Genomic DNA, 23,554 nt, shown 5'->3' on the forward strand with positions numbered 1-23,554 from the left:
CAGAAGTCTGACAACTATATTATAAAACGTTTTCAACAATACACGCAATAAAAAAATCGGCAAAGAATGCAGAAGCTGCCGCATTCTCCAACTGATTAGCCTGTTTATGGCCAAACTAAAAAACCCGCTCGTACTAAGCGGGCGTTTCTTGCAGGGACGGAAAGCTATGCGCGCGGATGGTACTGCTTATATACATCTTTTAAGCGTGTTTTTGTGACATGCGTATAAATTTGCGTTGTGGAAATATCAGCATGTCCTAACAGCTCTTGCACGGCGCGCAAATCGGCACCGTTTTCAAGGAGATGCGTCGCAAATGAATGCCTTAGCGTATGCGGCGTCAGTTCTTTTTCAATGTTTGCTTCTTTCGCAAGTTTCTTCAAAATTTTCCAAAACCCTTGCCGCGTCAAGCGCTGTCCATGATGGTTTAAAAACAAGGCATCGGTTGTCCGTTTTTTTGGATCGATGAGCTGCGGGCGCGCGTGTTCCAAATATTCTTTTAAGGCTTTAATCGCCATGCTGCCGATCGGTACGATGCGCTCTTTATTTCCTTTTCCGTAGCAGCGGACAAATCCCATCGTCAAATGCACATCGGAAAGATTTAAGTTTACGAGCTCGCTGACGCGCATGCCGGTCGCATACAATAGCTCAAGCATCGCCTTGTCGCGAATGCCAAACGGTGTATTCGTCTTCGGCGCCTCGAGCAGCGCCTCTACTTCCTCCATGGACAGCACCTTTGGCAGCGTCCGTTCCATCTGCGGCGATTCAATATGTACCGACGGATCTTGCTCCGCTATTTTTTCGCGCAGAAGAAACTGATGGAACGAACGGATGGAAGCGATATGGCGGGCAATCGTTTTCGCCGAGCTCCCCTTTTCTTTTAAAAACTTTAAAAATTGCATAATATGCAGACGCGATACATCGTTCCACGAATGAATTTGCTCGACGTGGCGCAAATAGTGCGCATACTTCTTTAAATCTCTTTCATAGGAAACAATGGTATTGTTCGCCAAATTCCGCTCCACTGTTAAATAATGAAGGAAATCTTTCATTTCATGTTCCAACGCTCTCTACTCCCCATCGCGATAAAAAAATAGTAGCCGACTAAGCCAGTCGAATGACGGGCTTTCAACGGTCGAAACTTTTATGGCCGATCCCTGCGGTTCATCGTAACGGTGGTAATTGTCGTATTCGTGGTTAAACCATACAAGACTATAATAAAATAAAATTGTACACCCCGTAAATAAAAGAAATACTTTCACCATCTGCCATAACGTTCTCATGGCGCTCCTCCTCATTTTCAAATATATGCTTACTATGAGGATATGCCATGATTTTTCCTGTTTATACATAAAAAACCTTTCCCGCTGGAAAAGGTTTTTTATTTTTCATTTTGTTCTTCCATATGTTTTTGCTGGCAGCGATAACAAATGCCGTGGAATGTTAAGCGGTGATCTTTAATTTTAAACTTCCAATCTCGCTCCACAATCGCTTCTACTTCCTCTAATAAATCCTCTTCAATTTCCGCTACCGAACCGCATTCGATGCACACCAAGTGATGATGAAAATGCGCTGCCCCTTCTTTGCGAAGGTCGTAGCGGGACACCCCATCTCCAAAATTAATTTTATCGACAATTTTCAGCTCGGTTAATAGCTCAAGCGTCCGATACACAGTAGCTAACCCGATTTCCGGGGATTTCTCTTTAACGAGGAGGTAGACGTCTTCTGCACTTAAATGATCTTCCTCATGCTCTAATAAAACACGCACCGTCGCTTCCCGCTGCGGTGTTAACTTGTAGCCAGCCGTATGCAACTGCTTCTTAATTCGTTCAACTCGATCTTCCATGTTTTATTCCCTCCCTCGCCATTCAACTACCATTATAACAAAAGAAAGAGGGAAGTATCAAAATAAAGTTATTATTACAAGAGAATAAAAATGATTATTATATAAAAATAATTATTAATTGCCGATAAGTTGAATAATTTGCTTCATAAAAAATGGGGAAACATACGCCTCTAACGAAGAGGAAACAAACAAACTGACGCTAATGACGAGCATTGCCATCGTATAGCGCATAATCATTGGGAAAATCGGTTCATGCGTCCGCTTCATAAACTGGTTGCGCACCATCTGCAGGGAGAACGACACAGAAATGACTCCCATGACAATAAAAGCAGGAATGATAATTAAATTTTGCGGCATGACCGAGACAAAGGACAATAGAAAGCCTTGCCACCCCATTTGATTTACTAAAAATCCAACCGTAAACCCGACGACAATCCCTTTTAAAAATAGCAAAATTAAAATGATCGGAAGACCGATAATGGAAATGCCCAACACCCACATTAAACCGATATATTTTAAATTATGAAAATAGCTTTGTTGAAACATATCCTGCGCGCTGGCAAGGTTTCCTTTCGACACTTGTCCAAAAAATTGCGTCAAATAATAGTACAAATCTTGCTTTTGGCTGAAATTAAGGCTGTTAACAACAATTGAACCGAAAATAACTCCCATTAAAAATAGGACGATGACAAATAAATACATGGACGCATGCTCGCGCATATGTACAGCAACGATTGATTTCAGCGGATGTCTTCTCATCTTTTTCCGTCCTCCTATTTTTCTCTTAGTAGATTGTATGTGCAAGTCTTGTATGTATGACACATTTTCGGCAAAAAGAAAAGCCCGTCTGACAAAAGACGAGCCTTGTAGAAAATGCGTAGCTTGTACTATTCGGAAAAAACTTTTCCATATTTTCCGCCACCCCCGGCTTGAATCGAGAGATCTCCCCGGCGCGCGAGAATAATAACTTTCGCTAGCTTTTCCCCGACGGCCTGTTCCAGCTCTTCCTCTGTCGCTTGATGAAGCACGTACATTTCCGTGCCGAAGCGATCGAGCAGTTTTTTATACGTTTTCGGACCAAGACCAGGGATAAACTCAAGCGGCACTTGATAAATATATGGCGGGCGCTTTGGCGGAACGCCGCCTGTTTTCAGCTCTTGCAGCCGGTCAAATACCCCTTTCACTTTCCGATGATGGCCGCAGGCTGGGCAGCGTTCATCATCGGGATTCATCGGCTGAAAGCATCGTTCGCATGTCGTTTGGTGGTATTTGCCGAGTTTTGGATTTAAACCATAATTGGCGGCGACGCCTCGCCCATCCTGTTGTTGCAGCGCTTTTTTCAGCTCGGCAAATGTCGGGGCGTTCATGCGCACCTCTTGGTACTCTCGCGCGATTTTCCGCAGCGAATGAGCATCGGAATTGGAAAGGTATGGGTAGCGGTGCAATTCGGCGATTTGATCTGCCATCTCTGTATCCGCACTTAACCCCAATTCGATGGCGTCAATCCAATCAGGTGCAAACACTTCCGTTAAGCTTTTCTTCACTCCTTTGCCGTACAAGCTTTTAAACGGCGTAAACGCATGGGCGGGAATAAACAATCCGCCTAATTGTTTAACGACGCCTTGCAGCTCGCGACCCGTGCCGTACATGCGCTGCGAGCTGAGTGAAATGTTTTTCACCCGCTCCTTCAGCCACCCGGAAAATGCGCGCATCGCCAGAACCGTCGGCAAAAAAGCAAGCACATGAATCGGTCCTTGACAATGTTCGTCATAAACTTCGATTTCGCTTCCTAATAAAAGCGTCACCTCGCCGGCGATGACACCACCGTCCTTATGCTCGTACCAGCCTTTTGTGTTCATCCCTTGTTCTAATTCATCGAGCACTTCAGGAACGTGGCAGTCAATGATGCCGACCATATTCAGTCCTTTGACATGCGCCGCCTCGTACAAAATGTTCGTCAGCGTTAATGATTTCGCGCCGGTAATTTTGACCGGCCGGCCGGAAGCAGTACGGCCGATGTGAATATGTAAATCGACATAATAGTTATGCATGTTTTTCTCCCGTGACACGGCGCAGTTGCAAATATTGCAAGGCGTACGCCGTTTTCGCATCATAAATTTCTTGCTTCTCCAGCATTTTCAACGCCTCCTCCAACGTCACTTCTAAAACATCAACGAATTCATCTTCATCGAGCGATGCGGCATCTTCCAATTTCTCCAGCCCTTCCGCCACATATAAATGAATCAGTTCATCGGCAAATCCCGGCGACGTATAAAATGACACGATATGGCGCATCGACTGGGCGCGGTAGCCTGTTTCCTCTTCTAATTCACGCTGTGCTGAGGCAAACGGCTCTTCCCCTTTTTCTAACTTGCCCGCCGGAATTTCCACTAATACTCGTTCAAGCGCTTTACGGTATTGGCGGACAAGCACGAGCTTCCCGTCTTTGGTAATCGGAATCACCGCCACCGCTCCTGGATGTTTAATGACTTCCCGCTTGCTCGTTTTTCCGTTTGGCAGTTGTACGTCTTCCACATATAGTTGAACAACTTTGCCGCTAAATATTTTTTCTTTGCGAATCGTTTTTTCTACTAAATGGTCCATGTTCTTCTCTCCCGTCAAAATAATTATTTTCCCATTTATTGTACTACATCATTTGAGAAAGTTTTACTTTACAGTATACTAATGAAAAAAAAAACCATTAAGGGAGGATGCCTATCATGAAAAAACGCCGCATCGGCTTATCCGATTTATATGTGAGCGAAATCGGGCTTGGCTGCATGTCGCTTGGCACAGATGAGAAAAAAGCGATCCGCATTATTCACGAGGCGCTCGAACGGGGCATTAACTATTTGGATACGGCGGATTTGTATGACCGCGGACTGAATGAAGAATTCGTCGGCAAGGCGGTCAAAGGGAAACGCGACCAAGTCATCATCGCAACAAAAGTCGGCAACCGCTGGGAAGAAGGAAAAGACGGCTGGTTTTGGGATCCATCGAAACAATACATTAAAGCGGAAGTAAAAGAAAGCTTGCGCCGCCTGCAAACGGATTACATCGATTTATACCAGCTCCATGGCGGCACAATCGACGATCCGATCGATGAAACGATTGAAGCATTTGAAGAATTAAAACAAGAAGGAGTAATCCGCTACTACGGCATTTCCTCGATTCGTCCCAATGTCATCCGCGAATACGTCAAGCGCTCAAACATCGTCAGCGTCATGATGCAATACAGCTTGCTTGATCGCCGTCCGGAAGAGTGGTTTCCGCTACTAAGCGAGCATCATATCAGCGTCATCGTCCGCGGACCTGTGGCCAAAGGGCTGCTGACGGAGCGGCCATTAGAGGCGGCAAGCGATTCCGTCAAAGAAAACGGCTATCTTGATTATACATATGAGGAATTGAAGACACTGCTCCCAAAACTGAAGGAGAAAACAGGCGAACGCCGCTCACTTACGGCAACGGCGCTGCAGTTTTGCTTGTATGACCCGGTTGTCGCCGCCGTCATTCCAGGAGCAAGCAGCGTTGAACAGCTTATCGAAAATGTCCATGCCGCTTCTGCGCCGCCTTTGAGTGAAGAGGAATACGAATGGTTGCGCCAGCAAACAAAAGCGTCCACCTATCAAGCGCATCGATAAGTTAACGGCCAAAAAGCGGAAAGAGCAGCGTTCTTTCCGCTTTCGTTTTTATGAGATATATTTGTTTCGCGCCGCACCGAGGCCGGAGAAAAGCAAACAGCCAGAAGCGAAGAGCAGCAAGCCCAGCGGAGCGGTCCATCCTTTCGTGATGTCGTAAAGCCACCCAAACGCCGGCGGCCCAAACGCGGCCAGCAAATAGCCGAACGATTGTGCCATCGCCGATAAATCAGCCGCCTGCATGGCATGACGCGTACGAAGCGTAAAAAACATCATCGCTAGCGAAAAAGCAAAGCCTGCTCCTATCCCTAATAAAACCGCCGACAGCCACATGAACGATGCGCTTTGGAACAAACAGCCGACTATTCCCGCTGCCATTAACAAAAAAGTAAGGAACACAAGCAGCTTTTGATTTTCCATTTTCTCTGCCATCACCGGAACGATAAACATAAATGGCAGCTGGGCGAATTGAAACAAAAACAGCATCCATCCCGCCATTTCCTCATTCATTCCTTTGCCCTGCAGCAGAACAGGAAGCCATGTGATCAACGAATAAAACAAAAATGACTGCACTCCCATAAATATCGTCACTTGCCAGGCCAATAGCGACTTCCAGAGCGGCGCTCTTCCTGTATGTGCCGCCGGCAGCAGCGGAACTTTTTTGCGATAGCGGACTTGCGGCGCCCATAATAGGAAGGCGGCAATCGTCAGCACCGCCCAAAAGCGAAGCGAACCTCTCCAGCCAAGCCCCCATGTTTCCGCCAGCGGAATGCTGAATCCAGAAGCGAGCGCCGCGCTAAGATTCATCGCCACCGTATACGTTCCCATCATCGCGCCAAGCTGGTTTGCAAACTTTTCTTTTATTAGCGCCGGCATCAATACATTATCTACCGCAATCGCAGTGCCAATGAAAATCGTCCCGGCAAACAGGAAAAAGGCGCTGTCCAGCGGGCGCATGATATGCCCAATCAGCAGGAAAAGAAGGGAATATAACAAAACAGCCTCCATGCCGAACCTTCGCGCCAGCCGCGAAGCAAACGGAGACAGAACCGCAAATGCCAGCAGCGGAATGGTTGTCAATATGCCGGCCGCCGTATTGAAAAGATGCAGGCTTTGCTGAATGGATGGAACAAGCGGCCCGACCGCGGTAATCGGGGCGCGCAAGTTGGTGGCAAGAAAAACGACGCCGACCGCTAAAAAGATCCATGCGGCTTTACGACGCGACTCACCCGTTCTTTCCATCGAATGAGCGTCCATGGCAATCTCCTTCCTTTTTTCGACTTTTACTTAAATTGGCGCCAAACTAAGTCGCTCTCATCCAGCAGCTGGGCAAACGTTTTCTGTTGCTCCCTCCTCCGCGCCTCCTCCCGCTTCCGCGCTTCTTCTTCCGCTTTCCGCCGCTCTTCTTGATGCATGAGCTCCTCTTTTTTCTTCTTTAGCCTCATAAATAATTCGTCATTCAAACGATCCTTTAGCAAAAGCGGCTCTTCTTCTTGCTTGCCCCGATCTTTTTTCCGTTTATTCATATCCATCCCCCCATGAATAAAACATTATTTCTTCCTGCATGATAAAAACGAACCAATTTTACGCAAAGGAGCGAAAGAAAATGGCAGAAAATCGCGCCCAAAAAGGAAAACCGACCGCAGATACCGTCAAACCAACAATCGCCAAAGAAGAACTAGAAAAAGCGGTCCATCCGACCAAGCGGCAAAACACCCCACAATAACGAAAAGCGGAAGCGCCGTGTTTAGCTTTCGAAGCCAAATGTTCTTCGACCGCAGGGGTGCTTGCCACCCCGAGGGCGAAGGTTATTTGGCAGAAGAAGGCTAGGCGCTGTAGCTAGACAATCGGAAAAGCGGAGGCGAGCAGAAAAACCGTAACCGGAATGGTTACGGTTTTTATAAAATTTCTGTAATATGCGGCATATGTTCATCTATCCACGACACCGCCTCGTCGAGCGTGGCAAATTCTTTCGTTTCAAACGTCATTTCATTCTGCAAAAGCCAAACGTCTTTTGGCTCGTGATAAGGGCCGGCGATCGACCAATGCAGCAAACTGTACGGGTCGCTTCCATGCAAAAACGACACCCACGTTTTCTGCTTTGCTACATCTTTTAGTTGCTTTAATTTATCGTTCATGCTGTTCACTCGCTTCGACAAGCGCCATGCGCGGATTTAAAATTTGCCTAGGGCTTTTCAGCTGAAATACGTTCGCCCCTTGTCCGGCATCAATCGTCATTACATCATCATAAAAGACAAGACGGGACTTTTCGATGAGAATAGGAACAAAGTTCGTTTCGATGACAAGATCGTCCTCATCCGTCTCATCGACGAGCCATAAGGCAATGACGCCGTCAACAAGGCAGCCACATCCATCTGTGTCATATTTTAGCTTTAACATTCGCTTTGATTGCGTTAAAATAGGAGTAAGTTGCTGGATTGCTTTCTCGGTAAATGTGATGTTCACGCCGAATGATGCTCCTTTTCCTTCTCGTTTTTGCTTTTATTGTACCTACTTAAGCAAGATGCTGTCAAAATAAAAAGGAGGAACGGATCATGGCCAAAGTGCAAATTAAAGTCAATGACAACGGATCGTATCGGGTGACAGGCGATGTCGAGCTGATTGATGCGGAAGGGAATAAATTCGTAACAAAACAGACGTTTTCCCTCTGCCGTTGTGGATTGTCGAATAACAAACCATTTTGCGACGGCGCGCATAAAGGAAAATTCCATTCCGTTGTCCGCGCTACCCCTTCTGAATCCGAATCGCAATAAGCTCAGGAAGTGGCACAATTGGAGGAAAAATGGCTGCGTAAACTCATTCGCAATTGTTTTTTGCAATATGGATATGACAACGAATCACTGCCGCTAAATAACGAAGAATGGAAACAGTTATGTGCGAAAATTTTAGCGAAAAAAACGGACGATGGTGACATGGATCTGTACGAAATCGTCCACGATGTCATTTACGACTATATTACGAAATAGCACTCCTTGCTTTTTGGCAAGGAGTGCTATTTTTTGAAAAACGCCCGTTTAGCCACTTTTTCGAAGAGTGATGGAAATAATCGATGCAGCTGGCTGCCTGCGTTCATCCAGCGCGGCATATTGACTTCTCGTGTCGGCGTCATCATGACGGACACCACCCGTTTCGCTACTTTCTCCGGAGCAAGCATCCAGCGCTCCACATTTTTCACATATTCCCCTGATTGGTCGGCGACTTGAAAAAAATTGGTGCGGATCGGCCCAGGATTGACTGCCGTTACAAAAATCCCATATCGTTCCGCTTCCATACGCAGACTGTCCGTAAACCCAAGCACGGCATGCTTGGTGGCGGCATATACGCTTGATTTTGGCGTGGCTAATTTTCCCGCCTGCGAAGCGATATTGATAATATGGCCGCTGCGCCGCGCCTTCATATGGGAATATACCGCTTTCGTACAGGCGATTAAGCCAAACACATTGACGGCAAACATCGCCTTCATTTCCTCAACATCGATATCCTCCACATAGCGGAACACGCCAAAACCGGCATTGTTCACCAATACATCGACGGCGCCGAGCTGATCGAACAACTGTTGAAATACATCTTCCACCGCGGCTATGTCGCTTACGTCCAGACGGAAATAATGGCATGGCACGCGATATGTACGTTCAATTTGTTGTGCGATCGCTTGCAGCTTTTCTACATTTCTGGCCAAGAGGATCGGAACCGCTTTTTGCCGCGCCGCTTCATAGGCGATTTGCTCACCGATGCCGCCCGACGCTCCAGTGATGACAATATGTTTTCCCTCTAGTTTCAAACAGACACCTCCACCGCTTCATACACGTAATAATCCCCTGTCTGTCTCTTTTTCACCGCACCGTTTGCTTCCAAGTAATCCAGCTGCCCGATCGTTTCCGACATCGTCAGCATAAACTCTTGCCGGTAGACGGCAGGAAATAGCTTTTGGCAAACTTGGAATACGGTATGCGGACCTTGCTTGATCATTTCTAGCACTTGCTCGGCGCGCTCCCGCTGTTTGCGGAGCCGCTTTTCCACTAAAGCGGGTACGTCGGTCACGTCTTCCCCATGCCCTGTCATGCAATAAGCAATATCATAACGGAGCATTTTCCGCAAGGAGTCGTTATACTGCAATAGCGGCTTCGGCCGCTCCGTCTCCCCGACAAAAGGCGGCTCCATCATCGGATTCGGCGAAATATGGAGCAATAAATGATCGCCGCCGATCATCACCCCATCCGTTTCCCGATAAAATACAACATGGCTTTGCGCATGCCCCGGCGTTTCGATTACTTTCCAATGCGGCAGCCCCGGCAAAGAATCCCCTTCTTGGACCGTACCGGCAAGCGGACGGCGGCATGCGTAGCGAAGAGAGCGGCGCAACTGAGGCAACTGAGCAATAAATGACTGGTCAACGCCGCACTCGACTAAAAACTGCGCAAAAAACTGCTGTTGCTGCTGAAAAAACGTCTCGTCTTGGCGAACCCAGCGGTCCGCTTTTTTATGCCCGATGACCGGAATTTCCTCAGACAAATAATCAATCAGTCCGACATGATCAGGATGATGATGCGTAATCACGACTTGATCAATGTCTCGAGGAGTGTAGCCTAATTCGCGAAGTTGCTGTTGAAACGACTGCCACGCCTCCTCCGTTTTCACTCCGGCATCAATCAGCGTCAAGTTGTCGCCTTCAATAACATACATGTTTACATTTCCGACCGGAAACGGTGTTGGCACAGTAATGCGGTAAACGCGTTCCTTCATGATTGCATTCCCCTTCTTTCCAGCAATAAAAAATGAATCGTTATTCATTATTTTACAGTTTACACTGATTTTCGCTGTTTGTCATTTTTTTTAAACAATTCGCAAAAAAATATAAAAAATTTTGTCTCTTTTCTATTGACAACACCCTTTATTTCATTGCATAATTGCAAACAAATTAATATTTGCAAATGGGCGATGAGTAGGGCCAGTAAACCATGAATGGTAGCCAGAGAGTGAAACCCAGGGGCTGGAAGGTTTCATTACCCTCTTCATGGTTGAACCTACCCTATGAGCTGTTAGGAAAACCTAAACGCATCACCGGCGTTATCGGTGCAGAGGTGGGCTCTTTTTCGGGATAGTTGCCGGCAGAGCCAAAAAAGGTGGTACCGCGGAATAAAAGACCTTCCGTCCTTTTTGGGGATGAAGGTCTTTTTTATTTTCTAAACAAGAAGGAGGAATGCAGCGATGAAAAACAGACCAACCATTACGTTTATCGGAGCTGGCTCCATGGCGGAATCGCTTATTTCCGGGATGACAAAGACGCTGTACGTGCCTGAACAAATTATCGTGACCAACCGCTGCGACCGAACACGGCTTGAATACATGAACAAAACATACGGGGTTCGCAGCGAAACGGATAAAAGAAAAGCAGTCAAAGAGGCGGATATTATTATTTTAGCGATGAAACCAAAAGATGTAGCGGAGGCAATGGGCGCTGTCGCCTCAGCAATCCACGGGCATCAGTTGATCATTTCCTTGTTAGCCGGCGTCACCACCGACACGATTGTTTCTTTAGTCGGCAAAAATGTGGCTGTCATTCGGGCAATGCCGAATACATCGGCCGCCATCGGCCAATCCGCTACGGCCATTTCCCAAGGCCGCTTTGCAACAGCCGCCCATGTAGCGATTGCCAAAAAACTGTTTGAGACCGTCGGCATCGTTGCGATCGTTCCCGAACAGGATCTGCATGCCGTCACCGGCCTTTCCGGGAGCGGTCCTGCCTACGTATATTATTTAGTCGAAGCGATGGAAAAAGCAGCCGAAGAAATTGGCCTTGACCGCTCTGTAGCGAAACCATTAATTTTGCAAACGATTATCGGCGCCGCGCACATGCTGCAGTCAACCAGCAAACATCCATCCATCTTGCGCAAAGAAGTCACAAGCCCGGGCGGAACAACGGAAGCCGGCATCCAAGTGCTGGAACAATACCGTTTTCAAGAGGCGGTCGCTGCTTGCATTAAACGGGCGACGGAGCGGTCGGAGGAATTAGGAAAAGCGTTACTTTCTTCCGCGGCTATGCAATCATGACATGATAAGGCGTTTGATTTTGTTTCCCTCAAAAAACGTGCTATCATTCAATTGGAAGAATGATACAAGACTTGGAGGGAGAATAGCCAAATGGAAACGATGCTTTTTTCACCGTATACGATCCGCGGCGTGACGCTGAAAAACCGGATTGTCATGTCCCCGATGTGCATGTATTCGTGCGACACGGAAGACGGGAAAGTGCGAACTTGGCATAAAATCCACTATCCGACACGTGCGGTTGGCCAAGTCGGGCTGATTATCGTCGAAGCGACGGCCGTTACAGCGCAAGGAAGAATTTCCGCCCGCGATTTAGGCATTTGGAGCGATGAACATGTAGACGGCTTGCGCGAATTAGTTTCGCTAGTGAAAGAACACGGCGCGAAAATCGGCATTCAGCTTGCCCACGCCGGGCGCAAAGCGGAGGTGGAAGGAGAAATTATCGCTCCTTCGGCGATTCCGTTTAATGAAAAAACACGGACGCCAAAAGAAATGACGAAAACGGACATTGAAGAAACGATTCAAGCGTTTCAAAACGGAGCGCGCCGCGCGAAGGAGGCCGGCTTTGACGTCATTGAAATTCACGGCGCCCACGGCTATTTGATTAATGAATTTTTATCGCCGCTTGCCAACAAACGGCAAGATGAATACGGCGGTTCCTCGGAAAACCGCTACCGCTTTTTAGGGGAAGTGATCGATGCGGTAAGGCAAGTATGGGACGGACCGCTCTTTGTCCGCATTTCCGCTTCCGATTATCATCCGGAGGGATTGACGGCGAAAGATTACATTCCATACGCCAAGCGCATGAAAGAACAAGGCGTCGATTTGATCGACGTCAGCTCCGGTGCGGTCGTTCCGGCAACGATTAACGCGTATCCGGGGTACCAAGTTCCGTTTGCCGAATTGATTCGCCGCGAAGCAGAAATCGCTACTGGAGCGGTCGGCTTGATTACTTCCGGATGGCAGGCGGAAGAAATTTTGCGCAACGGACGCGCCGATTTAGTGTTTCTCGCACGCGAATTGCTGCGCAATCCATATTGGCCATACGCCGCCGCCAAAGAGTTGGGAACGACGATCCCTGCGCCGGTGCAATACGAACGAGGATGGCGTTTTTAAGGCTGCCGATGTTCGGCAGCCTTATTTTTTGCGGGCAATAGCAAAGGAAGAAAAATCGGCAGCCAATTCTGTGTTTGGAAACACGTTTCTTGCCTCTACGAGCAATTGTTCGCTTAGCATTCCTTGATAACGTGAACTGATATGCGTTAAAATCAGTTTTTTGGCGCCGGCGCGCACTGCCACTTCCGCTGCCTGCACGGCGGTGGAATGAAAATAATCGTGCGCCAAATCGCTTTCTTCCGCGGCAAACGTCGCTTCATGCACCAGCACGTCCGCCTCTTTGGCCAGCTCGATGCTTGCTTCGCAATAGCGCGTATCGCCAAGGATCGCAACTATTCTTCCTTTTTGCGGCGGACCGACAAACTCGCGGCCGTCAATGACCGTCCCATCTTCTAGCTTCACCGTTTTCCCAAGCTTAATTTCCTGATAAATCGGACCTGGACGAATGCCGAGCGCCTTTAATTTATCAACTAAAAGCGTGCCAGGCAAATCTTTTTCCACAACGCGAAAACCATAGGAAGGAACGCCGTGATCAAGCTGTTTGGCGATGACCGCAAACCGTTCATCTTCAAACACCGTTCCTTCCTCGATTTCTACCACTTGCAAATTATATTTCAGCCGGGTGAAGCTAACGGAAATCGCCGTTTCTATAAACGCGCGAATTCCTTTCGGTCCGTACACCGTTAACGGCGTTTCCCCGCCTTGAAAAGAACGGCTGCCAAGCAGTCCCGGCAATCCGAAAATATGATCGCCGTGAAGATGAGTAATAAAAATATTTTCAATGCGACGCGGACGAATGGATGTGCGCAAGATTTGATGCTGTGTCGCCTCGCCGCAGTCAAACAGCCATGTCGCCCCGCGTTCTTCCAACAGCTGCAGCGCAATCGCTGTAACATTTCGTTCCTTTGCCGGCACTCCCGCCCCTGTACCTAAAAACAATAGCTCCAAAACACCCACTCCTTATGCAAAACGATCTATGATGGTCGCCTGTTGTTAGCGTACCAATGGTTGCCGGATGATTTCAACACTCTTTTATAACAAAACGCTAAAATGTTTGCGTTCACCGCCATAAATCTCTACAATTATTTACTTGAAGAGACAAATTTGGCTAAAGCGAGGTACATACCGTGAACAACATGAATCCGAAATCATTAATCGTGATTTTTGGCGCTACGGGAGATTTGGCAAAGCGCAAACTGTTCCCCTCCATTTACCGTTTATATGAAAAAGGAAATTTGTCTGAGGAGTTTGCCGTTGTCGGAGTCGCACGCCGACCGCTGTCAAACGATGAATTTCGCAACTATGTCCGCGAATCGATAGAAAACGCGCTCCGGCAAGAGCTAAACAATGAACAATTCGTATCCCATTTTTATTATCATCCATTTGATGTGACCGATACCGCCTCCTATCGGCAGCTAAAGTCGCTGCTTGAGGAGCTTGATGACACATACCATAGCAATGGCAACCGCATTTTTTATTTAGCGATGGCGCCGGAATTTTTCGGTACGGTTACATCGCGCCTAAAATCGGAAGGCCTTACGGCAACCAACGGCTGGAAGCGCCTCGTCATTGAAAAACCGTTTGGCCATGATTTTGAAAGCGCCCGAAAACTGAATGAAGAAATTCGCCAAGTGTTTTCGGAGAACGAAATTTACCGGATCGACCATTATCTTGGCAAGGAAATGGTGCAAAACATCGAGGTGATCCGTTTTTCGAACGCGATTTTCGAACCTCTTTGGAACAACCGCTTTATTTCCAACATTCAAATTACCTCCAGCGAAACGCTTGGCGTGGAGGACCGCGGCCGCTATTACGACCATTCAGGGGCGCTGCGCGATATGGTGCAAAACCATATGCTGCAGATGGTTGCGCTCTTGGCGATGGAGCCGCCGATTAAACTGACGACCGACGAAATCCGCAGCGAAAAAGTAAAAGTGCTGCGCGCGCTTCGGCCAATTTCCCATGAGGAAGTAGATCAATATTTTGTACGCGGACAATACGGCAGAGGCGTTGTGAATGGAAAAGAAGTTGTCGGCTATCGCGAGGAGAACAACGTTGATCCGAATTCTAACACGGAAACGTTTGTCGCCGGAAAGCTGATGATCGACAATTTCCGCTGGGCCGGCGTGCCGTTTTACATTCGCACCGGCAAGCGGATGACGGAAAAATCAACGAAAATTGTCGTTCAATTTAAAGATGTACCAATGAACTTGTATTACCGAACAAATGAAAAAATCGAACCAAACCTGTTAATCATCCACATTCAGCCGGATGAAGGCATCACCCTTCATTTAAACGGCAAAAAAAGCGGCGAAAGCATGAAAACGGCTCCGATCGAACTAGATTACTGCAACAACTGCATCGACGGCATTAACACGCCGGAAGCGTATGAAAAGCTGTTGTATGACTGCATGCACGGCGACGCCACCAACTTTACGCACTGGGATGAAGTAGCCGCGTCATGGCAATTTGTCGACCCTATTTCAGAAGTATGGGAAAACACAAAAGCAGTCGACTTTCCAAACTATGAAGCCGGATCGATGGGACCGAAAGCTTCTGATGCATTACTGAAAAAAGATGGATTCCATTGGTGGCCCATTCATTATCATCAATAAAGAAGGGAGAACGCTTAGTGATGAAGTTTTATGATGTTACTGCACCCATTTTTGAAGGAATGCCTGTATATAAAAATAAGCCGGAAAAACAGCCGAAACTAACAAGCGTGACAAACGACTACGTCACGGAATCGCGCATCGACATGGACGTGCATACCGGCACGCATATTGATGCGCCGCTTCATATGGTCAAAGGCGGCGAAACGTTTGAAACGATTTCTCTCGACCGCCTCGTCGGCCCATGCAAATTGTTTGATCTAACGCATGTCAGCGACAAAATTTCGAAAGACGACATCGCCGCTTTAGACATTCAAGAAAACGATTTTGTCTTGTTCAAGACGAAAAACTCGCTTGAAGACGCGTTTAACTTTGAGTTTATTTATGTAGCCGAAGATGCGGCGCGATACCTCGCCGATAAAAAGATCCGCGGCGTCGGCATCGATGCTCTGGGCATTGAGCGAAGCCAGCCGGGGCATCCGACGCATAAAACGCTATTTTCCGCAGGTGTGATCGTCATTGAAGGGCTGCGGCTAAAAGAGGTGCCAGAAGGTTCATATTTTATGGTCGCCGCACCGCTCAAACTCGTCGGCACGGACGCCGCACCGGCGCGTGTGCTATTATTTACGGAAAGTTTATAAGAGAATCATTAAGCACCCTTAGCCTGGGCCAAGGGTGCTTTCTCTTTTTACAGCTCTTCTCCATTGGTCGCGATGACGCGCTGGAACCAGTAAAAGCTTTTTTTCTTATACCGTTTTAAATCGCGCAAATCGGTGTCATCACGGTTGACGAAAATAACCCCGTACCGTTTTTTCATTTCCCCTTTCGAACTTAAAATATCAGTTGATCCCCACATTAAATAGCCGATGACTTCGACGCCTTCCTCCATCGCCAGTTTCATTTGTTCAATGTGTCTGCGCAAATAATCGATGCGGTAATCGTCTTCGACGGTGCCATGCTCGTTCAATTCTTCCTTGACTCCTATTCCGTTTTCCGTAATAAAAATCGGCATCTCGTAGCGGGCGTATATATCTTTTAACGCGATGCGTAGTCCGATTGGGTCGATGGCCCAGCCCCACTCCGTTTTTTCTAAATATGGATTTGGCGTTAATCCGGAAATTAGTTGTCCCGTTTCTTCCGTATGGCGCACCGTTTGACTTTGATAATAGCTGAAAGATAAATAATCAACCGTGTTTTCTTTTAACAGCTCTACATCTCCTTCTTCAAATACCGGCATGATCCCCTTCGCTTCCAAACGGCGAGTCACATATTTCGGATAAGCGCCGCGGGCAAACACATCGAAATAAAAATCGACTAAAAGTTCTTTCGCTTTCATGTTTGCCAGCGCATCCTCCGGCTTGCACGTCGCCGGATATGTCGTCAAATAGGTGACCATTCCGCCCATTTTTGCATCGGGAATGATTTCATGAAGCGCTTTTGTCGCTTTCGCATGAGCGACAAATACGTTATGGCATACTTGATAGGCGAAGGCCTCAGGATCCTCCCCTTCCGGCAATGTCGCGCCCCATAAATGCGGATTCGTTAATACGAGATTTTGTTCATTAAACGTAAGCCAATATTTCACTTTATCACGATAGCGTTCAAATACCGTTCTTGCATACGTTTCAAATAAGTCGACCACTTTTCGCGAAGCAAAGCCGTTATATTTTTTCGCCAAAGCAAGCGGCAAGTCAAAGTGGTAAAGGGTAATGACCGGCTGAATCCCATTCGCCAATAGTTCATCAAACACCGCATCGTAAAACCCCAGACCCTCTTCGTTTACTTCCCCTTCGCCGTCTGGGAAAATCCGAGTCCAGGCGATGCTTGTACGGTATGCATTAAAACCTAACTCTTTAAACAACGCGATATCTTCTTTGTAGCGATGATAAAAGTCAACAGCGACTTTCCAGTCGGAGTGCCCTTCCGGTATCGGTCTGGCATCGACGATCGACAGCCCTTTTCCCCCTTCATTCCATGCTCCTTCCGTTTGGAAAGAGGTAACCGCGCCTCCCCAAAGAAACCCATCTGGAATAATATTTCGACGTGATTGATCCATCATTTTTATACCCCTCTTCTGTCATATAAATTTATATATTATTTTATTTAAATATGTATATACCTATTTAAAATAATAACAGATAACTAGATAAAACGTCTATATAAAAAAAACAAAAACCCCAACCGCTTGGCGGTTGGGGTTTTCACCTATTATTTTTTCAGCCATTCTGTGTGGAAAATACCTTCTTTATCGACGCGCTCATACGTATGCGCACCAAAATAATCGCGCTGCGCCTGAATTAAGTTTGCCGGCAATGTTTCTGTCCGGTAGCTGTCGTAATAAGCTAATGCACTCGAGAACGCCGGAACTGGGATACCGCGCATGACGGCAATCGCAATAATTTCACGCAGCGCTTCCTGATAATTTTCGACGATGTCTTTGAAATACGGATCCAACAATAAGTTTGGCAGCTGTGGATCACGATCGTATGCTTCTTTAATTTTTTGCAAAAATTGGGCGCGAATGATGCAGCCGCCGCGGAAAATCATCGCGATATTGCCGTATTGCAAATTCCAATTATACTCTTCAGACGCTGCTCTCATTTGTGCGAAACCTTGGGCATACGAACAAATTTTGCTCATGTAAAGCGCTCGGCGCACCGCTTCGATAAAGTGGGCGCGATCGCCTTCAAACGGTTTCACCGCCGGACCGGAAAGAAGCTTGCTCGCTTTCACGCGCTCATCTTTCATTGCAGAAATAAAGCGGGCAAACACCGATTCCGTGATGATTGGAAGCGGCACTCCTAAATCAAGCGCATTTTGGCTTGTCCATTTCCCTGTTCCTTTTTGACCGGCTTTATCTAAAATCAGATCGACAAGCGGCTTGCCTGTTTCTTCATCGATTTTCGTGAAAATATCGGCCGTAATTTCAATTAAATAGCTGTTTAATTCGCCTTTATTCCATTCAGCAAATACTTCGTGCAATTCTTGGGCATTTAAGCCAAGCACATGCTTCAGCAAGAAGTACGCTTCGGCAATGAGCTGCATATCGCCGTATTCAATGCCGTTATGCACCATTTTTACATAATGGCCGGCGCCGTCCGGACCGATGTACGTCGTGCACGGCTCGCCGTCCACTTTCGCGGCGATCGCTTCGAAAATCGGGCGCACAAGCTCATGCGCCTCTTTTTGACCGCCCGGCATGATCGACGGGCCTTTTAATGCGCCTTCTTCGCCGCCGGAAACGCCCGTGCCGATAAAATGAATGCCAAGTTCGGCTAATTCTTTGTTGCGGCGCTGTGTATCTTTGAAATACGTGTTGCCGCCATCGATTAAAATATCGCCTTTTTCTAGATATGGCTTTAATTGTTCAATGGTTGCGTCCGTCGGTGCGCCCGCTTTCACCATCAACAAAATTTTCCGCGGTTTTTCAAGCGCATTGACAAATTCTTCAATGCTATATGTACCAACAATATTTTTTCCTTGCGCTTCTTGTAAAAATTGATCCGTCTTTTCGCGGGAACGGTTATACACGGCAACTGAATATCCCTTGCTTTCAATATTTAACGCAAGGTTTTTTCCCATTACTGCTAACCCAATGACGCCAATTTGTTGTTTTGCCATCGTCAAACGTTCCTTTCTATAACTTTTTATTTGTTCATGAAAGAACATACCACAGTTCATTTTATCATATCAAGTTTTGAATTACATTTAGAGCGATTTAGAAAAGCTTGCCGCGTACGTAACACGATATTTCTTAAATAAAAAAAGAGTCCCGAACCCAGGACTCTTTAAGATAATCTTAATATCCGCCATATCCGCCGTATTGATGGCCGTATGGATAGTGCGGATAGTGCGGGTAATGATAGTGGTGATGATAGTAATAAGGATAATACGGGTAATGATGATACGGATAATGATGATACGGATAGTATCCGCCACCCGGATACATTCCAAATTGTCTTTCGTCCATTTAAGATCCTCCTTTGGCACTTCACGTGGTAATGACAAGAAAACGAGTGGAGTTCGTTCTCTCCTTTTCTAGGATATGTGCGGAATACAAAAATGTATGGGCAAACACCTAAAAATAAAAAGGCTGCGTACAGCAACCCCTCATCACTATTCCTCGTCTTCTTGCGCCAGCACTTGCTTCGCATACTCGCGAAAATCCTCCAGATGTTTTTCGACAATCATTCGAACGATCTGCAAATTGATCGCCTGATCATCATGAACCACAATATCATCACTGTCTAAGGAAAAAGCCACCAATCATTGGTGACTATGGATATGCTCCTTAATCTCGTCTGCTTCTTCCAAATGGGCAAATAATCGGTTCGGGTCCATTAATATAATCAACCGCTCCGGCAGGCTGGCGACCCCGACAAGATAAGGTGTTTGCTGATAGGCAAGCATATTGACTTGCTTTACCGCTTCTTCCGGAATATCGAGAATCTCTTTTGCCTCATCGACAATAAAGGCAACGGAAATATCTTCAGCCGTGGTGACGACCAGTCGCGTCTTGTCCGTTTCTTCAAATGAACGCTCGTACAGCAGTTTGCGTGTATCAAGCACCGGCACCAACTCGCCGCGAATGCGAACGACCCCGACCATATAGTCAGGCATTTGCGGAATAATGGTCGGCTCCACCATTTTTTCAATGGAAATGACATATTCGATCGGAACCGCATATTGCTCGCGCTCGAGCTGAAAAACAACAAACTTGTTCATTCCACCGTCTCCCCTCATTGCTCACAACTCTTCTTATATAGAAGGAGCATCCAAACATGGATGCCCCGTTATTATTTCGCTACTTCTTCAACGATTGCGACAACCATTTCCGTTAATTTGACAAGCTCTTCAATCGGCATGCGTTCATTCGTCGTATGAATGTCTTCGTAGCCGACCGCCAAGTTGACCGTCGGAATGCCGAAACCGGCAATAACGTTCGCATCGCTGCCGCCGCCACTGCGCAATAATTCACAAGGACGCCCGATTTTTGCCGCGGCACGTTTCGCAATTTCGACAACATGGTCGCCGTCGCCGAACTTAAAGCCTGGATACATGACTTCAACCTCTACTTCCGCACGTCCGCCCATTTCTTCCGCAACCGTTTCAAATGCCTCCTTCATTTTCGCGACTTGCGCTTCCATTTTTTCAGGCACTAAGGAGCGCGCTTCTGCTAAAATATCGACGCGGTCGCAAACGATATTTGTTTGTGTTCCGCCTTCAAAGCGGCCGATGTTTGCCGTCGTTTCTTCATCAATGCGTCCAAGCGGCATTTTTGCAATCGCTTTTGCGGCAATCGTAATCGCTGATACTCCTTTTTCTGGAGCGACACCGGCATGCGCCGTTTTGCCGTGCACGACGACTTTCAATTTCGCCTGTGTCGGAGCGGCAACGACAATGTTGCCAACTTTGCCGTCGCTGTCTAGCGCATAGCCAAATTTTGCTTGAATCAATGACGAATCGAGTGCTTTCGCCCCGACAAGCCCAGATTCTTCCCCTACAGTAATAATAAATTGAATCACGCCGTGCGGAATGTTTTGCTCTTTTAAGACGCGAATCGCCTCAAACATCGCCGCCAAGCCCGCTTTATCGTCCGCTCCTAAAATCGTTGTTCCATCGGTGACGACATATCCGTCTTGAATCGACGGCTTGACGCCTTTTCCCGGCACGACTGTATCCATGTGCGACGTGAAATAAATCGGATCAACACCTTCTTTTGTCGCCTCTAACGTACAAATTAAATTGCCGGCGCCGTGTCCGGTTTTTGCCGCGGCATCATCTTCGATGACATGCAGTCCAAGCGCTTCGAATTTTTGCTTTAATACTTTGGCGATTTCTCCTTCATGCTTTGTTTCCGAATCGATTTGCACGAGTTCCAAAAATTCGTCGACCAAACGTTGCTGATTGATCATCTTCATTCTTCCTCCTGCTTATGTATGTACTCACTTAAAAGTATAACCGATTTTGCCAATGATTGCGAAAAATTGTTTTTGAAGAATAAGAAGCGAATGAATCAACCCCGCTGCCACGAATGGACAGCGGGGTTTACTATTTTATAGCGGAATATTGCCATGCTTTTTCTGAGGGCGTTCCTCGTGTTTATGTCGGAGCATCTCCAGCGCCTGAATAAGCTTGATTCTCGTGTCGCGCGGGTCGATGACGTCATCGATCATGCCGTATTTGGCAGCGACATATGGGTTGGCAAACTTTTGCCGATATTCTTCAATCTTTTGCGCGCGAGTTTCTTCCGGATTCGGACTGTTTTCGATTTCGCTCGCAAAAATAATGTTCGCCGCTCCTTGCGGCCCCATCACGGCGATTTCGGCGTTCGGCCACGCGTAAACGACGTCGGCACCGATCGACTTGCTGTTAAGCGCCACATACGCGCCGCCGTATGCTTTCCGCAAAATGACAGTAATTTTTGGAACCGTCGCTTCAGAATACGCATACAAAATTTTCGCGCCGTGGCGAATGATGCCGCCGTGCTCCTGCTTGACGCCTGGGAAAAAGCCGGTGACATCTTCAAACGTAATAAGCGGGATGTTAAATGAATCGCAGAAGCGGATAAAGCGCGCTGCTTTGTCAGACGAATCAATGTCAAGCCCGCCGGCCATAAATTTCGGCTGATTGCACACCAGCCCGACGACTTCGCCTTTGATGCGGGCAAAGCCAACAACGATGTTTTTCGCGAAATCTTTTTGTACTTCCATAAACGAGCCTTCATCGACGACCTGCAAAATAACGTTGCGCACATCATACGGCCGGACCGCATCAATCGGCACGACATCGGCTAAATCGGGACGATAGTCGTCTTCGTTTGGAATCGGGCCAAACGGCGGTTTTTCTTGACTGTTTTGCGGCAAATAGCTTAATAGCTGCCGTACTTGATGGAGCACTTCTTCCTCGGTTGCTCCGGAAAAGTGGGCGTTGCCGCTGATCGTGTTATGGACGCGGGCACCGCCTAAATCTTCAGCGCTAATTTTTTCTCCCGTCACCGCTTCGATCACTTTCGGACCTGTAATAAACATTTGGCTCGTCTTTTCGACCATGAATACAAAATCGGTGATCGCCGGCGAATAGACAGCGCCGCCCGCGCATGGTCCCATAATGACGGAAATTTGCGGAATGACACCGGAATAAATGGCGTTGCGGTAAAAGATATGTCCATATCCGTCTAACGACAATACCCCTTCTTGAATGCGCGCGCCACCGGAATCATTCAGACCGATGACTGGCGCTCCCGTTTTAGCCGCTAAATCCATAATGTTGGCGATTTTTTTCGCGTGCATTTCTCCAAGCGCACCGCCGAATACCGTGAAATCTTGTGAAAAGACAAATACGGTGCGGCCGTTGATTTTCCCGTATCCGGTCACAACGCCGTCTCCAGGGCCTTTTTTTCCATCAAGGCCAAAATCGGTGCAGCGATGTTCAATAAACGGATTCAACTCGACAAACGTCCCTTCGTCGAGAAGCAAATCAATGCGTTCGCGCGCGGTCAGTTTTCCTTTGGCGTGCTGCTTTTCAATTTTATCATCGCCGCCGCCAAGCTCGATTTCGCGGCGCCGGTCATACAGCTCATTAATTTTGTCATACATGTCAGCCATCGCTTACACCTCCGCATCCTTTCTCTCGCAAAGTTCGTACAAAACTCCTCCGGTTGACTTCGGATGCATAAAGGCGACAAGCGCACCGCCGGCGCCGCGTTTTGGCGTTTCTTGAATCATGCGAATTCTTTTTTCTTTCAACTCGTTGATCCGTTCTTGTATATCGTCCACTCCAAGCGCGACGTGATGAATCCCTTCACCGCGCTTTTCAATAAATTTTGCAATCGCGCTTTCCGGCGATGTAGGTTCAAGCAGTTCGATTTTCGTTTCTCCTGCTTTCAAAAAGGCGACTTTTACTTTTTCCGATTCTACTTCCTCCACGCCGAGAAATTTTAGCTGCAGTATATCGACATAAAATGGCAGCGTTTTCTCAAGCGATTTAACGGCGATGCCGACATGATCAACCTTTTTTACGTTCATTGTCAATCCCCTTTGCTGTTAAAATAATGTGAACATTATGTATGTTCGCTCTTTCGACAAAAAATCCTGCTTTTTCATGACAATCATGGACAAGTTTTTCCCTTGTCCTTATTTTTCCGCCACTGTACAATGGTAAACAGAAACGCCCGTCTTGCAGAAGGAGGTGTAGACCTGGTTGCTAAAATCGTTGTCGTGTACGGACCGAGGGAAGGAATGGTGTGCGACGGGCGCCGTCGCTGACAGCGAGCC

The 23,554-nt window shown here is 47.3% G+C and carries 27 protein-coding genes; 7 read left to right on the plus strand and 20 right to left on the minus strand.

Going from position 1 to position 23,554, the window contains the following annotated elements; genetic code table 11:
* Window positions 1-164 precede the first annotated feature (164 nt).
* The 6 genes from xerD to GCA01S_RS06785 all read right to left on the minus strand — a co-directional run bounded on the left by xerD (window position 165) and on the right by GCA01S_RS06785 (window position 4,447).
* Window positions 165-1,061, minus strand: coding sequence for a site-specific tyrosine recombinase XerD (gene xerD, locus GCA01S_RS06760; protein WP_017435275.1), 897 nt, complete (start codon window positions 1,059-1,061; stop codon window positions 165-167).
* A 6-nt stretch (window positions 1,062-1,067) separates the two neighbouring features.
* The gene (locus tag GCA01S_RS06765; protein ID WP_017435274.1) at window positions 1,068-1,280 is read right to left on the minus strand and encodes a YqzK family protein; all 213 of its coding nucleotides are present in this window, start codon (window positions 1,278-1,280) and stop codon (window positions 1,068-1,070) included.
* 98 nt (window positions 1,281-1,378) lie between these two features.
* Complete coding sequence (fur, locus tag GCA01S_RS06770; RefSeq protein ID WP_017435273.1) at window positions 1,379-1,843, minus strand: ferric iron uptake transcriptional regulator; 465 nt, start codon at window positions 1,841-1,843, stop codon at window positions 1,379-1,381.
* 114 nt (window positions 1,844-1,957) lie between these two features.
* Window positions 1,958-2,602 carry a stage II sporulation protein M gene (gene spoIIM / locus GCA01S_RS06775; RefSeq protein ID WP_017435272.1) on the minus strand — a complete coding sequence of 215 codons (645 nt, stop codon included), beginning with the start codon at window positions 2,600-2,602 and terminating at the stop codon, window positions 1,958-1,960.
* A 128-nt stretch (window positions 2,603-2,730) separates the two neighbouring features.
* The gene (locus GCA01S_RS06780; protein ID WP_017435271.1) at window positions 2,731-3,894 is read right to left on the minus strand and encodes an endonuclease Q family protein; all 1,164 of its coding nucleotides are present in this window, start codon (window positions 3,892-3,894) and stop codon (window positions 2,731-2,733) included.
* Window positions 3,887-4,447, minus strand: a complete 561-nt coding sequence (locus GCA01S_RS06785) for an NUDIX domain-containing protein (RefSeq protein ID WP_017435270.1) — start codon at window positions 4,445-4,447, stop codon at window positions 3,887-3,889. Before GCA01S_RS06785 ends, GCA01S_RS06780 begins: the two co-directional genes overlap by 8 nt.
* A gap of 116 nt (window positions 4,448-4,563) precedes the next feature.
* Here GCA01S_RS06785 and GCA01S_RS06790 point away from each other — a divergent pair, with 116 nt between their 5' ends.
* Window positions 4,564-5,484, plus strand: coding sequence for an aldo/keto reductase (locus GCA01S_RS06790; protein ID WP_017435269.1), 921 nt, complete (start codon window positions 4,564-4,566; stop codon window positions 5,482-5,484).
* A 48-nt stretch (window positions 5,485-5,532) separates the two neighbouring features.
* Here the strand turns inward: GCA01S_RS06790 and GCA01S_RS06795 are convergent, their stop codons facing one another.
* The 4 genes from GCA01S_RS06795 to GCA01S_RS06810 all read right to left on the minus strand — a co-directional run bounded on the left by GCA01S_RS06795 (window position 5,533) and on the right by GCA01S_RS06810 (window position 7,947).
* On the minus strand, window positions 5,533-6,738 hold the full coding sequence (locus GCA01S_RS06795; RefSeq protein WP_081804180.1) for a CynX/NimT family MFS transporter: 1,206 nt from the start codon (window positions 6,736-6,738) through the stop codon (window positions 5,533-5,535).
* Window positions 6,739-6,764: 26 nt separating this feature from the next.
* Window positions 6,765-7,007 carry a DUF3886 domain-containing protein gene (locus tag GCA01S_RS06800; RefSeq protein WP_042408453.1) on the minus strand — a complete coding sequence of 81 codons (243 nt, stop codon included), beginning with the start codon at window positions 7,005-7,007 and terminating at the stop codon, window positions 6,765-6,767.
* Between the two features lie 372 nt (window positions 7,008-7,379).
* On the minus strand, window positions 7,380-7,619 hold the full coding sequence (locus GCA01S_RS06805) for a YqkC family protein (RefSeq protein WP_017435265.1): 240 nt from the start codon (window positions 7,617-7,619) through the stop codon (window positions 7,380-7,382).
* Window positions 7,609-7,947, minus strand: coding sequence for an iron-sulfur cluster biosynthesis family protein (locus GCA01S_RS06810; protein ID WP_042408455.1), 339 nt, complete (start codon window positions 7,945-7,947; stop codon window positions 7,609-7,611). The genes GCA01S_RS06805 and GCA01S_RS06810 overlap by 11 nt, the downstream gene beginning before the upstream one ends.
* An 89-nt stretch (window positions 7,948-8,036) precedes the next feature.
* Between GCA01S_RS06810 and GCA01S_RS06815 the strand changes: the two genes are divergently transcribed.
* Entirely contained in the window at window positions 8,037-8,255 is a 219-nt protein-coding gene (locus GCA01S_RS06815; protein ID WP_017435263.1) for a CDGSH iron-sulfur domain-containing protein, read from the plus strand.
* Window positions 8,256-8,264: 9 nt separating this feature from the next.
* Window positions 8,265-8,468 carry a YqzH family protein gene (locus GCA01S_RS06820; RefSeq protein ID WP_244380190.1) on the plus strand — a complete coding sequence of 68 codons (204 nt, stop codon included), beginning with the start codon at window positions 8,265-8,267 and terminating at the stop codon, window positions 8,466-8,468.
* A gap of 26 nt (window positions 8,469-8,494) precedes the next feature.
* Here GCA01S_RS06820 and GCA01S_RS06825 read toward each other — a convergent pair whose 3' ends face one another.
* Both GCA01S_RS06825 and GCA01S_RS06830 read right to left on the minus strand, forming a co-directional pair.
* Window positions 8,495-9,283: an SDR family NAD(P)-dependent oxidoreductase gene (locus GCA01S_RS06825; RefSeq protein WP_017435261.1), complete on the minus strand. Its 789-nt coding sequence runs from the start codon at window positions 9,281-9,283 to the stop codon at window positions 8,495-8,497.
* Entirely contained in the window at window positions 9,280-10,245 is a 966-nt protein-coding gene (locus GCA01S_RS06830; protein ID WP_017435260.1) for an MBL fold metallo-hydrolase, read from the minus strand. The genes GCA01S_RS06825 and GCA01S_RS06830 overlap by 4 nt, the downstream gene beginning before the upstream one ends.
* Before the next feature lie 465 nt (window positions 10,246-10,710).
* Between GCA01S_RS06830 and proI the strand changes: the two genes are divergently transcribed.
* A complete protein-coding gene (proI, locus tag GCA01S_RS06835; RefSeq protein WP_042408457.1) occupies window positions 10,711-11,553 on the plus strand; it encodes a pyrroline-5-carboxylate reductase ProI in 843 nt (280 codons plus the stop codon).
* 90 nt (window positions 11,554-11,643) lie between these two features.
* A complete protein-coding gene (gene namA / locus GCA01S_RS06840; protein WP_017435258.1) occupies window positions 11,644-12,666 on the plus strand; it encodes an NADPH dehydrogenase NamA in 1,023 nt (340 codons plus the stop codon).
* A gap of 21 nt (window positions 12,667-12,687) precedes the next feature.
* Here namA and rnz read toward each other — a convergent pair whose 3' ends face one another.
* Window positions 12,688-13,614 (minus strand): ribonuclease Z, encoded by a 927-nt coding sequence (rnz, locus tag GCA01S_RS06845; protein ID WP_017435257.1) that lies wholly within the window; start codon window positions 13,612-13,614, stop codon window positions 12,688-12,690.
* A gap of 188 nt (window positions 13,615-13,802) precedes the next feature.
* On the opposite strand from rnz, the gene zwf reads away from it, so the two are divergent.
* Window positions 13,803-15,281: a glucose-6-phosphate dehydrogenase gene (zwf, locus tag GCA01S_RS06850; protein WP_221198336.1), complete on the plus strand. Its 1,479-nt coding sequence runs from the start codon at window positions 13,803-13,805 to the stop codon at window positions 15,279-15,281.
* Between the two features lie 20 nt (window positions 15,282-15,301).
* Window positions 15,302-15,919, plus strand: coding sequence for a cyclase family protein (locus GCA01S_RS06855; protein ID WP_017435255.1), 618 nt, complete (start codon window positions 15,302-15,304; stop codon window positions 15,917-15,919).
* Window positions 15,920-15,966: 47 nt separating this feature from the next.
* Here GCA01S_RS06855 and GCA01S_RS06860 read toward each other — a convergent pair whose 3' ends face one another.
* From GCA01S_RS06860 to mce, 7 genes are all read right to left on the minus strand, one after another.
* Window positions 15,967-17,334 (minus strand): glycoside hydrolase family 1 protein, encoded by a 1,368-nt coding sequence (locus GCA01S_RS06860; RefSeq protein ID WP_042408475.1) that lies wholly within the window; start codon window positions 17,332-17,334, stop codon window positions 15,967-15,969.
* 152 nt (window positions 17,335-17,486) lie between these two features.
* Window positions 17,487-18,899: an NADP-dependent phosphogluconate dehydrogenase gene (gene gndA, locus GCA01S_RS06865; RefSeq protein WP_017435253.1), complete on the minus strand. Its 1,413-nt coding sequence runs from the start codon at window positions 18,897-18,899 to the stop codon at window positions 17,487-17,489.
* Window positions 18,900-19,077: 178 nt separating this feature from the next.
* On the minus strand, window positions 19,078-19,248 hold the full coding sequence (locus GCA01S_RS20495; protein WP_017435252.1) for a hypothetical protein: 171 nt from the start codon (window positions 19,246-19,248) through the stop codon (window positions 19,078-19,080).
* Between the two features lie 296 nt (window positions 19,249-19,544).
* Complete coding sequence (locus GCA01S_RS06870) at window positions 19,545-20,003, minus strand: chemotaxis protein CheW (protein ID WP_042408462.1); 459 nt, start codon at window positions 20,001-20,003, stop codon at window positions 19,545-19,547.
* A 71-nt stretch (window positions 20,004-20,074) separates the two neighbouring features.
* Window positions 20,075-21,193 (minus strand): tripeptidase T, encoded by a 1,119-nt coding sequence (locus GCA01S_RS06875; protein WP_017435249.1) that lies wholly within the window; start codon window positions 21,191-21,193, stop codon window positions 20,075-20,077.
* 141 nt (window positions 21,194-21,334) lie between these two features.
* A complete protein-coding gene (locus GCA01S_RS06880) occupies window positions 21,335-22,885 on the minus strand; it encodes an acyl-CoA carboxylase subunit beta (protein ID WP_042408466.1) in 1,551 nt (516 codons plus the stop codon).
* Between the two features lie 3 nt (window positions 22,886-22,888).
* Window positions 22,889-23,305, minus strand: coding sequence for a methylmalonyl-CoA epimerase (gene mce / locus GCA01S_RS06885; RefSeq protein ID WP_042408469.1), 417 nt, complete (start codon window positions 23,303-23,305; stop codon window positions 22,889-22,891).
* Window positions 23,306-23,554: the final 249 nt, after the last annotated feature.

This window comes from Parageobacillus caldoxylosilyticus NBRC 107762, assembly GCF_000632715.1.
Classification (GTDB): Bacteria; Bacillota; Bacilli; order Bacillales; family Anoxybacillaceae; genus Saccharococcus; species Saccharococcus caldoxylosilyticus.

Coding starts and splice junctions, on each gene's coding strand:
- GCA01S_RS06765 (WP_017435274.1), bottom strand. CDS start 1,280: ATGAGAACGTTATGGCAGATGGTGAAAGTATTTCTTTTATTTACGGGG.
- fur (WP_017435273.1), bottom strand. CDS start 1,843: ATGGAAGATCGAGTTGAACGAATTAAGAAGCAGTTGCATACGGCTGGC.
- spoIIM (WP_017435272.1), bottom strand. CDS start 2,602: ATGAGAAGACATCCGCTGAAATCAATCGTTGCTGTACATATGCGCGAG.
- GCA01S_RS06780 (WP_017435271.1), bottom strand. CDS start 3,894: ATGCATAACTATTATGTCGATTTACATATTCACATCGGCCGTACTGCT.
- GCA01S_RS06785 (WP_017435270.1), bottom strand. CDS start 4,447: ATGGACCATTTAGTAGAAAAAACGATTCGCAAAGAAAAAATATTTAGC.
- GCA01S_RS06790 (WP_017435269.1), top strand. CDS start 4,564: ATGAAAAAACGCCGCATCGGCTTATCCGATTTATATGTGAGCGAAATC.
- GCA01S_RS06795 (WP_081804180.1), bottom strand. CDS start 6,738: ATGGACGCTCATTCGATGGAAAGAACGGGTGAGTCGCGTCGTAAAGCC.
- GCA01S_RS06800 (WP_042408453.1), bottom strand. CDS start 7,007: ATGAATAAACGGAAAAAAGATCGGGGCAAGCAAGAAGAAGAGCCGCTT.
- GCA01S_RS06805 (WP_017435265.1), bottom strand. CDS start 7,619: ATGAACGATAAATTAAAGCAACTAAAAGATGTAGCAAAGCAGAAAACG.
- GCA01S_RS06815 (WP_017435263.1), top strand. CDS start 8,037: ATGGCCAAAGTGCAAATTAAAGTCAATGACAACGGATCGTATCGGGTG.
- GCA01S_RS06830 (WP_017435260.1), bottom strand. CDS start 10,245: ATGAAGGAACGCGTTTACCGCATTACTGTGCCAACACCGTTTCCGGTC.
- proI (WP_042408457.1), top strand. CDS start 10,711: ATGAAAAACAGACCAACCATTACGTTTATCGGAGCTGGCTCCATGGCG.
- namA (WP_017435258.1), top strand. CDS start 11,644: ATGGAAACGATGCTTTTTTCACCGTATACGATCCGCGGCGTGACGCTG.
- zwf (WP_221198336.1), top strand. CDS start 13,803: ATGAATCCGAAATCATTAATCGTGATTTTTGGCGCTACGGGAGATTTG.
- GCA01S_RS06855 (WP_017435255.1), top strand. CDS start 15,302: ATGAAGTTTTATGATGTTACTGCACCCATTTTTGAAGGAATGCCTGTA.
- GCA01S_RS06860 (WP_042408475.1), bottom strand. CDS start 17,334: ATGGATCAATCACGTCGAAATATTATTCCAGATGGGTTTCTTTGGGGA.
- gndA (WP_017435253.1), bottom strand. CDS start 18,899: ATGGCAAAACAACAAATTGGCGTCATTGGGTTAGCAGTAATGGGAAAA.
- GCA01S_RS20495 (WP_017435252.1), bottom strand. CDS start 19,248: ATGGACGAAAGACAATTTGGAATGTATCCGGGTGGCGGATACTATCCG.
- GCA01S_RS06870 (WP_042408462.1), bottom strand. CDS start 20,003: ATGAACAAGTTTGTTGTTTTTCAGCTCGAGCGCGAGCAATATGCGGTT.
- GCA01S_RS06875 (WP_017435249.1), bottom strand. CDS start 21,193: ATGATCAATCAGCAACGTTTGGTCGACGAATTTTTGGAACTCGTGCAA.
- GCA01S_RS06880 (WP_042408466.1), bottom strand. CDS start 22,885: ATGGCTGACATGTATGACAAAATTAATGAGCTGTATGACCGGCGCCGC.
- mce (WP_042408469.1), bottom strand. CDS start 23,305: ATGAACGTAAAAAAGGTTGATCATGTCGGCATCGCCGTTAAATCGCTT.